This window comes from Enterobacter sp. E14S (assembly GCF_055666685.1).
Window position 1 is genome coordinate 388,513 of record NZ_JBVODQ010000001.1, and the last position, 15,110, is coordinate 403,622.

Below are 15,110 nucleotides of genomic sequence, written 5' to 3' on the forward strand. Positions count from 1 at the left end.
TATATGTGTCATATATAGTTTCAGCATTCACGTCGCCATAAATAAAATCACATATAGATGAGGCCACGTCATGATCAAGATAGCGTTCAGCGGGTCCCAATATGCGGCCTACTATAATGCTGATGCATAGAAACCAGACCGTTTTGAATAGCCTGATGCCCCATTTACGGACAAGTGTTGGTGTAGCCACTTTCAATCACCTCAACCCAGCCGCGTGCCATCAGTGAACGCATACAGGGAACCTGAATAAGTTCCGTACTCATCAGAGCATTGCGGATCAATGCGTAATCAGAATCATGGGCAATCGTGATACATCCCTCAGATAGCGTACCCGGATGCAGCCGAAACAAACCCCGATAGACGTTATCAATCCAGGTGCCATCATCGATACCCCAGTCATCCTTGTATAAAGCAAACCACTCATCGCGGCCAAATTCTGCCCCGGATCTAACCTTGTTCCACCGATCCTGAACCTTCGCTTTTAACCCTGAAAAGAAACCTCCAGTCCCTCTGTCAACAATCCAGTATTTCCCTGGGGGAATTGGACCTGAGCCTTTAACAGCACCACATAATCCATTGTTTCTGTAAATTCCCTGCCCGGAATGGGCCATAAACACGCCGACGCCGTGCAGGTTAAAAGGCGCATAGTCAGCACCGTTAAGCAGCATTGTTCCTTTTAAGGCCATATTTTCTCCTTACTGTTTTAATAAGAGAAAAGCAGCCTACGCCTGAAGCGGGGAGAGATATTCAACTCACATCATATTTATGAGTTGCTCATTTTTTTTTAAGAAAATGACCTGACAATTTTTAATCATTCTTGCGGCTATAACATTCGTAAACGCTGAATAAATAATAAACAAGGCTCAGGCGACAAAGCGCGATGCCTACTTCTCTGGCACACTCTCCGTAATTCCCGCTATAATCCCCAAAATTTCCAACCGGTTTAGAAACAATCATGACAAAACTCACCTTACAAGAGCAGATGCTGAAAGCGGGCCTGGTCAGCAGCAAAAAAGCGGCGAAAGTGCAGCGCACGGCAAAGAAATCACGCGTTCAGGCGCGCGAGGCTCGGGAAGCGGTAGAAGAGAACAAGAAAGCGCAGATCGAGCGCGACAAGCTGCTGAGCGAGCAGCAGAAGCAGGCCGTGCTGGCGAAAGAGTTTAAAGCGCAGGTGAAGCAGCTGATCGAGATGAACCGCATCACCGTGGCGAAAGGTAACATCACCTTTAACTTCACCGACGGTAATCTGATCAAAAAAATCGAGGTTGACAAGCAAACTCAGGCTCAGCTGATCAACGGCCGTCTGGCGATTGCTCGTCTGGTCATCAACGCCAGCGGCGACTGTGAATACGCGATTATTCCGGCGGTGGTGGCCGATAAAATTGCCCAGCGCGATGCCGACAGCATCGTGTTAAACAGCGCGCTCAGCCAGGAAGAGCAGGACGAAGACGATCCGTACGCGGACTTCAAAATCCCTGACGATTTGATGTGGTAAAACGGATTCAGAACGGGGCGGCGTGACGGGCGTTAACCGGCTCTCCGCTCACGGGATGAATAAAATTCAGTTCGCTTGCATGCAGCATCAGCCGGGGCGCGTCTTCCGCCCCCGGCGCTTCAAGACCGCCATACAGATCGCAGCCCAGAATAGGGTGCCCCAGCTGCTGGCAGTGAATACGCAGCTGATGGGTTCGCCCGGTCTCCGGTATCAGTATCACCCGCGTTAACGGCAGTCCCGTACCCTGATAAAACCGTTCCACTACCCGATAGCGGGAGCGGGCGGGTTTACCGTTGATGGCGCAGATCGACATCAGCGGGAACAGCGCCGGGTCTTTGGCAATCGGCGCGTCTATCACTCCCTCGTCGTTTTCCACATGGCCGCAAAGCAGGGCGCTGTAGACCTTCTCCACGCTGCGCTGGCTGAACTGCTGGCACAGCGCCGCATTGATGGCCTTATTGCGCGCAACCACCATCAGCCCGGACGTGCCGAAATCCAGACGGTGTACCAGCGTGCAGCCGGGGAACGTCTGGACCAGACGATAATGGACGGAATCAAGGTTTTGCGGATTTTTGCCCGAGAGGCTGAGCAGACCGGAAGGCTTATCGATCAGCAGCAGATGTTCATCCTGCCAGAGGATCTGAATGTCATCGTGACACGGTGGGGCTATAAAAGAATCAATAATCGCAGACATCAGGCCGCCCGGCTGGAGAGTGGGAGCGGATGATAACGAAATGCGGGGAAAAGAAAAACCCTCCCACCAGGCGGTGAGAGGGCAAAATCTTAGGCTGCTACCAGACTGTCGATGGCGGCTTTCGCATCGGTCTGCGCTTTGGTCGCCACTTCCGGACCGTAAGCGATACCTTCAGCGAACACGAAGTTCACGTCAGTGATGCCGATGAAGCCCAGGAACAGGCTCAGGTACGGCGCAACCAGGTCGGTTGGGGTGTCTTTATGGATACCGCCACGGCTGGTCAGGACGATCGCACGTTTACCTTTCACCAGACCTTCAGGGCCGTTCTCGGTGTAACGGAAGGTTACGCCAGCGCGCGCCACCAGGTCGAAGTAGTTCTTCAGCTGGGTAGGGATGTTGAAGTTGTACATTGGGGCGTTGATAACGATAACGTCGTGCGCCTGCAGCTCAGCAATCAGCTCGTCGGACAGGGCCAGCGCTTCCTGCTGACGTGGAGACAGCGGTGCATCGCTAGGGCGCAGCGCGCCAACCAGCTCGCCGTCCAGCACAGGAATTGGGTTTGCAGCCAGGTCACGCACGGTGATTTCGTCAGCGGAATGCTGTTCACGCCACTGTTCAACGAAGTAATCAGACAGCTGACCAGACTGAGAGTACCCTGCCAGAATACTGGATTTCAAAACTAATACTTTGCTCATGGGTGATTCCTGTTGTTGCATTTGATTGAAGGGGGTTGCCCCGTTGCTTGTTGACACTCTATTCACAATCCTGCCACAGAGATAGCGCAATATATCGAAGCCTATGTTCGAATTTTTTGAATAAGGCGCGAAAGACGTCAATGTGGTACTCTATAGCAATCATTAAAAAGAGAGTTTATCAGGGCGTGTACTGCCCTTTAACGCTATGACAGAACAACAAAAATTAACCATCCCGATGCTCCTGCAACAGCTTGATTCTCTGATGCTGCGCGATAAACAGCGCTTTGCCCGCCGTCTGCACGGTGTGAAGAAGGTTAAAAATCCTGATGCACAACAGGCCATTTACCAGGAGATGGCGAAAGAGATTGAACAGGCGGCAGGGAAAGTTGTGCTGCGCGAAGCCGCACGTCCGGCAATTACCTATCCGGAAAACCTGCCCGTCAGCCAGAAAAAACAGGACATCCTTGAGGCCGTCCGCGACCACCAGGTGGTGATTGTTGCGGGGGAAACCGGCTCGGGGAAAACCACCCAGCTGCCGAAAATCTGTATGGAGCTGGGACGCGGGCTAAAAGGGCTGATTGGCCACACCCAGCCGCGTCGACTGGCGGCGCGCACCGTGGCGAACCGTATTGCCGAAGAGCTGCAGACGGAGCCGGGCGGCTGCATTGGTTATAAGGTGCGATTCAGCGACCACGTTAGCGATAACACCATGGTCAAGCTGATGACCGACGGTATTCTGCTGGCGGAAATCCAGCAGGATCGCCTGCTGATGCAGTACGACACCATCATCATTGACGAAGCGCACGAGCGCAGCCTGAACATCGACTTCCTGCTCGGCTACCTGAAAGAGCTGCTGCCGCGTCGCCCGGATCTGAAAATCATCATCACCTCCGCGACCATCGACCCGGAGCGCTTCTCGAAGCATTTCAACAATGCGCCGATTATCGAAGTCTCTGGCCGTACCTATCCGGTGGAAGTGCGCTATCGCCCGATTGTGGAAGAGGCGGACGATACCGAGCGCGACCAGCTGCAGGCTATCTTCGACGCCGTTGACGAGCTGGGCAACGAAAGCGCGGGCGACATCCTGATCTTCATGAGCGGCGAGCGCGAAATCCGCGATACCGCCGATGCGCTCAGCAAGCGCGACCTGCGCCACACGGAGATCCTGCCGCTTTACGCGCGCCTGTCAAACAGCGAGCAGAACCGCGTATTCCAGCCGCACGGCGGGCGACGCATCGTGCTGGCGACCAACGTGGCGGAAACCTCGCTGACCGTACCGGGGATTAAATACGTTATCGACCCGGGCACGGCGCGCATCAGCCGATACAGCTACCGCACGAAGGTCCAGCGGCTGCCGATTGAGCCGGTCTCCCAGGCGTCCGCTAACCAGCGTAAGGGCCGCTGCGGCCGCGTGTCGGAAGGGATCTGTATTCGTCTCTATTCCGAAGATGATTTCCTGTCGCGCCCGGAGTTTACCGACCCGGAAATTCTGCGTACCAACCTGGCGTCCGTTATCCTGCAGATGACCGCGCTGGGGCTGGGCGACATCGCGGCGTTCCCGTTCGTCGAAGCGCCGGATAAACGCAACATTCAGGACGGCGTGCGTCTGCTGGAAGAGCTCGGCGCCATTACCACCGACGAGCAGGCGACGGTCTACAAGCTGACGCCGCTCGGCCGCCAGCTCAGCCAGCTGCCGGTGGATCCGCGTCTGGCCCGTATGGTGCTGGAAGCGCAGAAGCACGGCTGCGTGCGCGAGGCGATGATCATTACCTCGGCGCTCTCCATTCAGGATCCGCGCGAGCGTCCGATGGACAAGCAGCAGGCGTCTGACGAAAAGCACCGTCGCTTCCACGACAAAGAGTCCGATTTCCTCGCCTTCGTGAACCTGTGGAACTATCTCGGCGAGCAGCAGAAAGCGCTCTCCTCGAACCAGTTCCGCCGCCAGTGCCGCGTGGATTTCCTCAACTACCTGCGCGTGCGCGAGTGGCAGGATATCTACACCCAGCTGCGCCAGGTGGTGAAAGAGCTGGGCATTCCGGTCAACAGCGAGCCTGCGGAGTACCGCGAGATTCATATCGCGCTGCTGACCGGCCTGCTGTCCCACATTGGGATGAAGGACGCCGAAAAGCAGGAGTATACCGGCGCGCGCAACGCCCGTTTCTCCATCTTCCCCGGTTCCGGTCTGTTCAAAAAGCCGCCGAAATGGACCATGGTCGCCGAGCTGGTGGAAACCAGCCGCCTGTGGGGGCGCATTGCCGCGCGTATCGATCCGGAATGGGTCGAGCCGGTGGCGCAGCACCTGCTGAAACGCTCGTACAGCGAGCCGCACTGGGAGCGCGCGCAGGGCGCGGTGATGGCGACCGAGAAGGTGACCGTTTACGGCCTGCCGGTGGTTGCCGCGCGGAAGGTCAACTACAGCCAGATTGACCCGGCGCTCAGCCGCGAGCTGTTTATCCGACACGCGCTGGTGGAGGGTGACTGGCAGACGCGCCACGCCTTCTTCCGCGAAAACCTGAAGCTGCGCGCGGAAGTGGAGGAGCTTGAGCACAAGTCCCGCCGCCGCGACATTCTGGTGGACGACGAGGCGCTGTTTGAGTTTTACGACCAGCGCATCAGCCACGATGTTATCTCCGCCCGCCACTTCGACAGCTGGTGGAAGAAGGCCAGCAAAGAGACGCCGGACCTGCTCAACTTCGAAAAGAGCATGCTGATTAAAGAGGGGGCGGAGTCGGTCAGCAAGCTCGACTACCCGAACTTCTGGCATCAGGGCAACCTCAAGCTGCGTCTGACCTATCAGTTTGAACCGGGCACGGATGCGGATGGCGTGACAGTCCACATTCCGCTGCCGCTGTTAAACCAGGTCGATGAGGGCGGCTTTGAGTGGCAAATCCCCGGCCTGCGCCGCGAGCTGGTGATTGCGCTGATCAAATCCCTGCCGAAACCGGTGCGCCGTAACTTTGTGCCTGCGCCAAACTATGCGGAAGCTTTTTTAGGCCGCGTCACGCCGCTGGAGCTGCCGCTGCTGGACGCGCTGGAGCGCGAGTTCCGACGCATGACCGGCACCACCATCGACCGCGAAGATTGGAACTGGGATCAGGTGCCCGATCACCTGAAAATCAGCTTCCGAGTGGTGGATGATAAAAACAAAAAGCTGCTGGAAGGGCGCTCCCTGAGTGAGCTTAAAGAGGCGCTGAAAGGCAAAGTTCAGGAAACGCTGTCTGCGGTGGCGGACGACGGTATCGAACAGAGCGGGCTGCATATCTGGAGCTTTGGTCAGCTTCCGGAAAGCTACGAACAGAAGCGCGGTAACTATAAGGTCAAAGCCTGGCCTGCGCTGGTGGACGAGCGCGACAGCGTGGCGATCAAGCTGTTTGATAATCCGCAGGAACAGCAGCAGATGATGTGGCGCGGGCTGCGTCGCCTGCTGCTGCTCAACATCCCGTCGCCGATCAAGTATCTGCACGAGAAGCTGCCGAACAAGGCCAAGCTCGGGCTGTACTTTAACCCGTACGGCAAGGTGCTGGATCTGATTGACGACTGCATCTCCTGCGGCGTGGACAAGCTGATCCACGAGGCGGGCGGTCCGGTCTGGACGGAAGAGGGCTTTGCTCAGCTCCATGAAAAGGTGCGCGCGGAGCTGAACGACACCGTGGTGGAGATTGCCAAACAGGTCGAGCAGATCCTCACCGCCGTGTTCAATATCAACAAGCGCCTGAAGGGGCGCGTGGATATGACCATGGCGCTGGGGCTGTCGGACGTGAAGGCGCAGATGGCGGGCCTGGTCTATCGCGGCTTTGTCACCGGCAACGGCTTTAAGCGTCTGGGTGATACGCTGCGCTATCTTCAGGCGATTGAAAAACGTCTGGAAAAAATGGCTATCGACCCGCACCGCGATCGCGCGCAGATGCTGAAAGTGGAGAGCGTGCAGCAGGCGTGGCAGCAGTGGCTAAACAAGCTGCCGCCGGCGCGCCGCGACGATGAAGACGTTCAGGCGATCCGCTGGATGATCGAGGAGCTGCGCGTCAGCTTCTTTGCCCAGCAGCTCGGTACGCCGTATCCGATTTCGGATAAGCGTATTCTGCAGGCGATGGAGCAGATTTCCGCTTAAAACCCGGTTTCTCCCTCTCCCTGTGGGAGAGGGGCGGGGTGAGGGCATCAGGCCGCACAATTTTCACCCGTTCACTATTGTCAGCGTAAACCCATCCCATCCCTTAACCCCCACCGATTTAAGCGCGGTGGCGGTTAAGCGCGGGTTATCGCCAATCATCTCGATAAAACGCTGTACCCTCAGCACGCGCGCGTCGTCGCTTTGTCCGTTAATCACTTCCCCGTCGCGCACCACGTTATCGCCTATAATTACCGTGCCCGGGCGGGAGTAGTGCGGCGCCCACTCCAGAAAGTCGGTTTTTTGAAACCACATCAATACTAGCTATTGCAGAAGGGATAGAAACGGCTCTATCAGGATGCGCGTGATGGTCGGTACTGAATACGGCTTTCATGAAAAGGTTCACCGTCCCCGCTGGTGTTTAAAATCTCTATATCTAAGCTGATTCAGACAGCAACGGCGCAAGTCATATAGCAGCATTTAAATGCGCTAACAGAAACATGCTGGCAAAAAAAAACGATGGCGGTGAAATGGCCTGAACCGGGAGACTTTAACTATGTTCTCAACCATCCAATAAAAGTTTACCAGTGGACTTTCAGCAAATGACACGCGTATTCAATAAGGACTAAACGCGCATACATGGAACGCGTGGCGCAAATGGGATGTATTGTGTGTGAAAGCAGGGCTACCCGGAAACCCTTTCCGGGATTCATCACATAAGAACAGGTCCGGGAGCTGCACGGCGAGCAAGTGATTATGGCGTGATCCCCCTTTGCCCCCTTCATCACTACACAGTGGGTACGGTGCTGCGATACATACAGGAATTAAGGAGTGGCAAAGGCAGTATGGAAAAGAGAAAGAACGACTTAAAATTATCAGACTGAGAATAACCAACTGACCATTAGGGAAGTATTGGGAAAAGCCGTGCTGGTATGATTCTTCCAGACACGGGCACCTCAAAATTATCTATATGCAAAATCAATAGTAATAACGGATGAAATAGAACCCGGTGTTACACCACCTTTTTCGGAATAAGCTCTGGCAGCAATGTTATAAGTAACAGACCCATGAACAACTTTATAACTCAAAACAAAACCATCATTAACATAAATGCACCTCCTGAAGTGTCTAATTGAATCGCAAGGTTTTTTGCGTTACCCAAGTTCTTATAATATTCAGGGAGGGATTCATCCGGTGTTCCATGAAAAGTTGCATCTACCGTAGTCGTACCGTCAGGGCAGTTATCCAGTTGGATAACAAAATTTTTCCAGGGCGTAGCACTCCCGGCTTTCTGTAGATCAGCTGACTGTAAGTCGTCACCGAGATTGACAGTTTGACTTCCATTTGCAGTCGATACGGTACATGGACTGGCAACTATGTTTCCTGTGACTGTAATTTGAACAGGGTCGCTTGCTTGTGCAGTTACACAAAAGATGAACGATGCGGCTATTGATAAAGTTGCTGAGCGTAGCTTCATGATTAATTATAACCAAAAGTAATATTATTTAATAATACAGTGATTGTAATCTGAGCATGAACATAAAAATCATCCTTTTCAGGACTTTGTTAAGTGGCTGAAAATAATGTGAAATCATGGTGATTACTAAGAAATCAACCATGCTGTGAGAGTATAGTTTAAGCGTAAGCCTATCAAATCAGCCTTGCGACGAAACATGGATGTTTATATCTAAAAAAGCCGCACAGGGTACAGCTGCAAATGGATGTAATAAATAATATTTTTATTAAAATAAAGCAGAAGAGATAAACAGTACAGCCTATAATCGTCCTGAAAAGGAAAAAATAGACAGGACGTCCAACCGATTACAAATTGATAACATATACAATGTTGTATTCAATAGGTTAACAAGTTCGTAAAATAAACTGGCATGTGTATGTTTCATGTGGTTTTAATGTTGAAAGAAATATGGCGATAAGAGTAAGTCAAAGTTGGGATGTTTAAAGGGAAGCTATTGTTGCACTCAAATGTGCAGAGAACAATAATGCCGCGGTAGGCTCTGATACTTTTTAATAATAATGATGTGCAAATAGGAAATGATATCGCTGCTGCGCAGGGTATAATGGAGATAACACGGTTGCTTTAAGTGTGCAATACATCAGAGCTCGGAAAAACATAAGCATGGGCGAGGTAAAGGGCGTATTTACTATAGATTTGAGTTACAAATAATAAACTGCACAAAAACACTTTCCCAATCAAAAAAGGCACAAATGGAAGCGGCTAATATAGGGTATAAAAACGGTAGACAAGTGGGAACGAACTTCATTTTACCCTGGTGCTTTATCCCTGTAGGGTACATGCGCAATCCTGAATGCCCGAGGCCACGTTCCCCGTTGGCATGATAGACAATGTAAGGTTTATCTTTGGGGTAAGTTAATCGAGTGCTCCTGAAGAAAAGACGATGCTCATTATTCAGTTCCTTGCATAAATTATGAATAGGTATTCGGATTCAAAGTTCAAAACCAGTTCAAAGAAATTATTTCCTGAACATTATCTCATGACCAAAATTTACCTGTACAACCTCAAAAACTTAATGAAAACAAGGCGTTTTGATTTAAATTTTCCTGTTTTTTCAATGAATTTGGCTTTTCCCCCCGCGGAAGAAGGCCGGGGTGAGGGCATCAGCGCGCGCAAACCGGGTTCACGCGTTCTTCCAGCCGCCGCCCAGCGCCCTGTACAAATCGATCTGCGCCAGCAGCAGGTTATTTTTCACCTGCACTACGCTGGTCTGAACCGAGTACAGCGTGCGCTGCGCGTCCAGCACGTCCAGATAGGAGGAGTAGCCGTTGCGATTGCGGTTCTGCGCAATGCGCAGCGTCTCCTGCGCCACCTCCTGCTGGGCAAGCAGCTCGGTCAGCTGTTCCTGATAGCGCGTAATAGCATCAAGGCTGTTGTTCACTTCGGCAAACGCGTTACGCACGGTTTTTTCATAGGCGTACAGCGCCTGGTTACGCTGGGACTGGGAAATATCCACCTGCGCATTCAGCGCCTGGCGGTTCAGCAGCGGGGCGAGAATACTGCCGCCTGCGCTCCAGAGCTGAAGCGGGTTGTCCAGCAGGCCGGACAGGGTGCGATCCTGTATCGATCCGGTTGCGGTCAGGTTGATCGACGGCAGCAGGCTGGCGCGCGACGCGGCAAGCGAGGCGTCAGCCGCAACCAGCTGGCGTTCGGCCTGAACGATATCCGGCCGACGGTTCAGGAGCGTAGAAGGCAGCTGTGACGGCAGCGTCAGCGGCGTTAGCGTCTCAAAGCTTTCGCTGCGCGCTACCGCACCGGGATTGCTTCCCAGCAGCAGGCTGAGGGCGTTCTCCTGCTGTGCAATCTGATGCTGCAGCACGGGAACCTGCGCTCGCGTTGAGCGGAGTTCGGAATCCGACTGCATCAGCTCCAGACGCGAGCTGTAGCCCGTCTCAAACTGACGTTTCGCGAGGTTAAATGCCTCTTCGCGCGATTTCAGCGTGGATTGGGTCACGCGCAGCTGCTCGTCAAGCGAGAGCAGGGTGACATACCCGGATGCAACGGAAGACGCGACGGTCAAATCCGCGGCGGCAGCGGCGGCTTTTTGCGCCTCCAGCGAGGCTTCGGCGGCACTGGCTGCGCTGCGGTTGACGCCCCAGATATCCACGTCGTATCTCGCCGTCAGGCTGCCTCTGTACAGCGTGCCGTAGACCGGCAGCCCGGTCGCGGCGGATTGCGAACGGGCGCGCGTCCCCGTTACGCCCGCGTCAAGCGACGGAAACAGGCTGCCGTCGGCCGCAAAGGCCCGCGCCTGATACTCGTTAATTCGTTCGCGGGCGATCAGCACGTCGCTGTTGTTTTTAAGCGCCCGATCCACGTAGCGGTTGAGGTTATTGTCGTGGAAATTGCGCCACCAGAGCTGCTCCGCCGGGCTGGCAGGGCCGGCGTCAGCACGCCACTGGGTGGGGATGTGCAGCGTCGGCTGCGCCGGTTTTACGTCAACGGACTGGCATCCGGCCAGCATGACCGCCGTCATCAGCGCGGCTATCGGGCGAAGGATCATTGTTTGCCCTCCCGCGTATCAATGGTCACCTGTACCGACATGCCCGGACGCAGCAGGGCGGACTCCTCAGGCTTGCCGAGCACCTCGATGCGCACCGGAATACGCTGGGCGATTTTGACAAAGTTGCCGGTGGCGTTGTCAGGCGTGATGGCGCTGAATTCAACCCCGGTTGCCGGCGAGATGCTCTCCACGCGGCCCTTATACGCTTTGTTGTTCAGGGCATCGACGGTGAATTTTACCGGCTGGCCGACGCGCAGCTCCGCGAGCTGCGTCTCTTTGATATTGGCGATCACCCAGTGCTGCGGAGGCACAAGGGTGGTGAGGTGGGTCCCGGCGGTCACGTACGCCCCGAGACGCACGGCAATCTGGCCGAGCTGGCCGTCGCGCGGGGCGATGATGCGGGTGTTTTGCAGGTCTATCTGCGCCAGCTCCAGCGCCGCTTTCGCATTTTCGACATCCGCCTCCAGCGCGCCGCGGTTCACAATTACCGTCTGCAGATCCTGACGCGACATCTCAAGCGAGGCTTTGGCCTGCTCGATGTCGGCGCTGCCCTGGGCCGCGCTGGCCAGCGCCGCGTCGCGTTCGCGAATGGAAAGCGATCCGTCAGCCGTCAAATCCTTCACCCGCTTTAAATCCGCCTGGGTTTTCAGGCTCTGGGCGCGGGCATTTTTCAGCGCCGCGTCGTTTTTGGCGATCGTCGCTTCGGCGCTTTTACGCTGCTGCAGGTTGTTATTGAGCGCGGCAATTTTCATCGCCAGCTGTGCCTCGGCCTGATGCACGCGCTGACGATAGATACGGTCATCAATCTGCAGCAGCAGGTCGCCTTTTTTAACCTGAACAAAGTCCTGAACCTTCACCTCGGTGATATAGCCATTCACCTGAGGACTGATGAACGTCGTCTGACCGCGCACGTAGGCGTTGTCGGTAAACTGCGCGTGGCGGGTGAACGGCGGCAGCTGCCATGCGTAAAGGATCACCAGCACGCCGACAATACCGATGGCAGCGGCGGTGAAAACGGAAACAATGCGCACATTTTTGCGGGTGTTGGCCTGCTCTTTGGCGGCATCCTGCTGACTCATAAACTCTCCAGAAATATTTCAATTATTTATTGCCGGTGGCGTTCTTAAGCGCCATACGGGCAGTAATGCGCAGGCGCAGCAAGCGCCATAAAATCCAGACCAGCGTGGCGGCAGCGATGCCCGCCGTCAGCAGGTAAGTATCGTTGTAAGCCAGAATATTCGCCTCAAGCGTCGTCACCGTTTGCAGCTGCGTTATCGCCTGCGTTCCCAGCAGCGAACTGTCGCCAATCAGGCTCCGGTACATCTGGGTGTAAAGCTGGATACGCTCGTTGACCAGCGGATTGAGCGTGGTGAGCTGGTCCGCCAGCAGGCTGGAGTGATACTTCTCGCGCCAGGTCTGGAAGGTTCCGAGGATCGCGGAGCCCAGCAGGCCGCCGAGGTTCTGACTCATGCCGAACATCACCGAGAAGCTGACCAGGTTGCGCGGGTCGGCGATCACGCCGCCAATGGCGGCCAGCATGGCGGGTGCCAGGAAGAAGGCGCTGCCGAAGCCCAGCAGAAACTGGCTTAGCATCAGCTGGTCCGGCCGGGTCAGGTTGTTGGACTGGCTGTCCAGCAGCGAGGCAACAATCATCAGCGCCAGAGAGGTGATGATTGGCCACGCAAGTTTCGTCGGCTTGATGGTCAGACAGCTGGTGACGATCCCGCAGACGATCCCGGCGAAAATGGACCACGCCAGGTGGGTCATCTGCTCATTCTGTAACCCCACGTACTGCAGCCAGCCGATGACCCCGGTGTTTTGCTCTGCCAGCACGATACGGATCAGCAGCATGATGAGCCCCAGACGGACGATGCTGCCGCTCGACAGCCAGCGGGTGTTCAGCAGCGGGTTGGCGCGGTTATGTTCAAAGACGATGGCGGCCACAATCAGCACCAGCGATAGCGCCAGCGACCAGCCGATCCACGGCGCCTCGAACCACCAGTCAAGGCGGCCCAACGAGAGCACGGCGCAGAGCAGGGCCATTCCGGGGGCCATTAAAAAGAAGGTGATAAAGTCTTTCTTCTCAAAGACCTTGCGCCTGTCGCCCGGCGGCAGTTTTAAGGCTATCACGCAGGCCAGGGAGATCAGCGCCAGACCCAGCTCGAAGAAATAGAGCCCGCGCCACTCGTCCAGCTGCAGCAGTTCGGTCGAAAACAGGCGGGCCAGAGGGATGGCGAGCGACGACCCGGTAATCCCGATGGTGAGCGCCTTCAGGCGGTGCTTCGCAGGCCAGGCCTGGATCTGATAGTAAATTCCCAGCGAGCTGAGCGCGGCCGCTACCATCCCGTGCGCGGCGCGGACCATCAGCGCCGAGCTGAGATCGTTAACGAACAGGTGGAAAAAGGTCACCAGCACGTACAGCACCAGAAAACCTTCCGTGAACGCGCGCAGACCGTACTGCTGGCGGAACTTGACCAGCAGCAGGTTGATGGAGATGTTGGTCATGACGTAGACCGCGGGCAGCCAGGCGATTTCGGTCGACCAGGCCCCGAAGGTCCCCTGCAGGTTTTGCAGGTTGGCGGTCACCACCGCATTTCCCAGCGCTCCCGTCAGGCACACCAGCAGGCCAACGACGCCGTAGGCAATGCGTTTTGGCGTACTGTGCTCGGGTGTGGAAGGCGAACCCAGCAGGGCGGGTTTCTCATGTGGCTGCCACTCGCGAGGAGCATAAGGGTCGCGTTCGGGCAGGCGCATAACGTCGTTTACCTTAGAAATAATTGAATAATTAGCGGGCTAGCGATTCTACGTCTGCCGCAAATGATAATTCAAGTGAATATGATTTACGCATGTTAATCAAATGTAGAAGGGAAGTTTAAGGAAAAAGAGCGGCCGATGTCGCCGTTGTGTTGAGAATCTGAAGCCGCTACCCTGAAGGGATACAGAGAAGGAGTTCAGCATGGAACAGACCCATTTTCCCATCCTGCCGGATGCCACGCTGGCGGCCATCAATACTGTCGGTGAATGGCTGGCGCAGGACGACCTGAGCGGCAACCGCCAGCCCCCTGACGTCGATGCGGTCATCCTGGCAGGGAATGCGGTGATCCCGACCATTGAGGCGGCCTGTCGAATTGCCGCGCAGAGAGAAATCCCGCTCCTGATTAGCGGCGGTATTGGCCATTCAACCGCGTTTTTATATTCAGCTATCGGCAGTCATCCGCGTTATCACACCTTACAGGTCGAAGGGCGGGCCGAAGCGAGCATTCTTGCCGACATTGCGCGGGAGTTCTGGCAGATCCCCGATGCGCGCCTGTGGATTGAGGATCAATCAACCAACTGCGGTGAGAACGCGCGTTTTAGCTGGAATATGCTAAAACAGCATGAGCGAGCAACCGGGCGGGTGCTGGTGGTACAGGACCCGACGATGCAGCGCCGTACGATGGCGACGTTTGCCCGCGTTTGTCGGGATGAGCCCGTATCACCGCAGTGGATAAGCCATCCCGGGTTTACGCCAACGCTGCAGAATGGCAAAGAGGGCGCGGAGTTTAGCGCGGGCAATAGCGGACTGTGGCCCGTTGACCGCTACCTTTCACTGGTTCTGGGGGAACTGCCGCGTTTGTACGATGACGTTAACGGCTATGGTCCGGCCGGGCGGGATTTTATCGCGCACGTTGAATTCCCTGAGGCGGTGATTGCCGCGTGGAAACAGCTGCAGCAGGATCCGGTCCTCGCGGATGCGTTGTCCAGGCGCTCGATTTAAGGGTGTAATCAGAAGCGATAACAACCGCTTCAGAATAACCTTTGGCTTACAGCAATGTCCTGGTCCGGCTGTATATCGCCGAAGCGTTTCCGTAAGGCCGGGGCGAGGCGCAGGGATGCGCCGAGAGGGCGTGGCCTGCAGGGATGCAGGCTCATGCCCGACCCGATAGCCTGAAGGAATAAGCTGAGGGGACCGCGAAGCGGCGATTTACCGCCGGGAGCCCGGGTTGCCAGGGTGGTGGCGATTGAGCCACCCTGGCACGTTCACCGGTTATGTCGTTAAAGAGTAGCAAGGAACATAAAGTGAACGGAATGACCACCACACCCG

The 15,110-nt window shown here is 55.6% G+C and carries 10 protein-coding genes and 1 pseudogene; 3 read left to right on the forward strand and 8 right to left on the reverse strand.

What is annotated here, in order from left to right; translation table 11 throughout:
• Positions 1-164 precede the first annotated feature (164 nt).
• Complete coding sequence (locus ACZ6J2_RS01935) at positions 165-686, reverse strand: DUF2778 domain-containing protein (RefSeq protein WP_420298887.1); 522 nt, start codon at positions 684-686, stop codon at positions 165-167.
• A 269-nt stretch (positions 687-955) separates the two neighbouring features.
• On the opposite strand from ACZ6J2_RS01935, the gene ACZ6J2_RS01940 reads away from it, so the two are divergent.
• The gene (locus tag ACZ6J2_RS01940) at positions 956-1,495 is read left to right on the forward strand and encodes a DUF2058 domain-containing protein (RefSeq protein WP_021242569.1); all 540 of its coding nucleotides are present in this window, start codon (positions 956-958) and stop codon (positions 1,493-1,495) included.
• Between the two features lie 7 nt (positions 1,496-1,502).
• Here the strand turns inward: ACZ6J2_RS01940 and ACZ6J2_RS01945 are convergent, their stop codons facing one another.
• Complete coding sequence (locus ACZ6J2_RS01945) at positions 1,503-2,189, reverse strand: RluA family pseudouridine synthase (protein WP_471724629.1); 687 nt, start codon at positions 2,187-2,189, stop codon at positions 1,503-1,505.
• An 89-nt stretch (positions 2,190-2,278) separates the two neighbouring features.
• Positions 2,279-2,884, reverse strand: a complete 606-nt coding sequence (azoR, locus tag ACZ6J2_RS01950) for an FMN-dependent NADH-azoreductase (protein ID WP_008502313.1) — start codon at positions 2,882-2,884, stop codon at positions 2,279-2,281.
• A gap of 205 nt (positions 2,885-3,089) precedes the next feature.
• Here azoR and hrpA point away from each other — a divergent pair, with 205 nt between their 5' ends.
• The gene (gene hrpA / locus ACZ6J2_RS01955; protein WP_471724630.1) at positions 3,090-6,992 is read left to right on the forward strand and encodes an ATP-dependent RNA helicase HrpA; all 3,903 of its coding nucleotides are present in this window, start codon (positions 3,090-3,092) and stop codon (positions 6,990-6,992) included.
• Between the two features lie 63 nt (positions 6,993-7,055).
• On the opposite strand, the pseudogene ACZ6J2_RS01960 reads toward hrpA, so the two are convergent.
• The 5 genes and pseudogenes from ACZ6J2_RS01960 to ACZ6J2_RS01980 all read right to left on the reverse strand — a co-directional run.
• Positions 7,056-7,283, reverse strand: a pseudogene (locus ACZ6J2_RS01960) (O-methyltransferase); the annotation flags it as partial.
• A 790-nt stretch (positions 7,284-8,073) separates the two neighbouring features.
• Entirely contained in the window at positions 8,074-8,466 is a 393-nt protein-coding gene (locus tag ACZ6J2_RS01965; RefSeq protein ID WP_471724631.1) for a fimbrial protein, read from the reverse strand.
• Between the two features lie 1,180 nt (positions 8,467-9,646).
• On the reverse strand, positions 9,647-11,026 hold the full coding sequence (locus ACZ6J2_RS01970; protein WP_471724632.1) for an efflux transporter outer membrane subunit: 1,380 nt from the start codon (positions 11,024-11,026) through the stop codon (positions 9,647-9,649).
• Positions 11,023-12,105: an HlyD family secretion protein gene (locus ACZ6J2_RS01975; protein ID WP_471724633.1), complete on the reverse strand. Its 1,083-nt coding sequence runs from the start codon at positions 12,103-12,105 to the stop codon at positions 11,023-11,025. The genes ACZ6J2_RS01970 and ACZ6J2_RS01975 overlap by 4 nt, the downstream gene beginning before the upstream one ends.
• A gap of 22 nt (positions 12,106-12,127) precedes the next feature.
• Positions 12,128-13,780 (reverse strand): MFS transporter, encoded by a 1,653-nt coding sequence (locus ACZ6J2_RS01980; RefSeq protein WP_039262556.1) that lies wholly within the window; start codon positions 13,778-13,780, stop codon positions 12,128-12,130.
• A gap of 202 nt (positions 13,781-13,982) precedes the next feature.
• Here ACZ6J2_RS01980 and ACZ6J2_RS01985 point away from each other — a divergent pair, with 202 nt between their 5' ends.
• Positions 13,983-14,783, forward strand: a complete 801-nt coding sequence (locus tag ACZ6J2_RS01985; protein WP_471724634.1) for a YdcF family protein — start codon at positions 13,983-13,985, stop codon at positions 14,781-14,783.
• Positions 14,784-15,110 lie beyond the last annotated feature (327 nt).

Excerpts from the sequence above, each read along its gene's own strand:
- ACZ6J2_RS01965 (WP_471724631.1), bottom strand. The coding sequence starts at position 8,466 with ATGAAGCTACGCTCAGCAACTTTATCAATAGCCGCATCGTTCATCTTT.
- ACZ6J2_RS01940 (WP_021242569.1), top strand. The coding sequence starts at position 956 with ATGACAAAACTCACCTTACAAGAGCAGATGCTGAAAGCGGGCCTGGTC.
- ACZ6J2_RS01985 (WP_471724634.1), top strand. The coding sequence starts at position 13,983 with ATGGAACAGACCCATTTTCCCATCCTGCCGGATGCCACGCTGGCGGCC.
- azoR (WP_008502313.1), bottom strand. The coding sequence starts at position 2,884 with ATGAGCAAAGTATTAGTTTTGAAATCCAGTATTCTGGCAGGGTACTCT.
- ACZ6J2_RS01935 (WP_420298887.1), bottom strand. The coding sequence starts at position 686 with ATGGCCTTAAAAGGAACAATGCTGCTTAACGGTGCTGACTATGCGCCT.
- ACZ6J2_RS01945 (WP_471724629.1), bottom strand. The coding sequence starts at position 2,189 with ATGTCTGCGATTATTGATTCTTTTATAGCCCCACCGTGTCACGATGAC.
- ACZ6J2_RS01970 (WP_471724632.1), bottom strand. The coding sequence starts at position 11,026 with ATGATCCTTCGCCCGATAGCCGCGCTGATGACGGCGGTCATGCTGGCC.
- ACZ6J2_RS01975 (WP_471724633.1), bottom strand. The coding sequence starts at position 12,105 with ATGAGTCAGCAGGATGCCGCCAAAGAGCAGGCCAACACCCGCAAAAAT.
- ACZ6J2_RS01980 (WP_039262556.1), bottom strand. The coding sequence starts at position 13,780 with ATGCGCCTGCCCGAACGCGACCCTTATGCTCCTCGCGAGTGGCAGCCA.
- hrpA (WP_471724630.1), top strand. The coding sequence starts at position 3,090 with ATGACAGAACAACAAAAATTAACCATCCCGATGCTCCTGCAACAGCTT.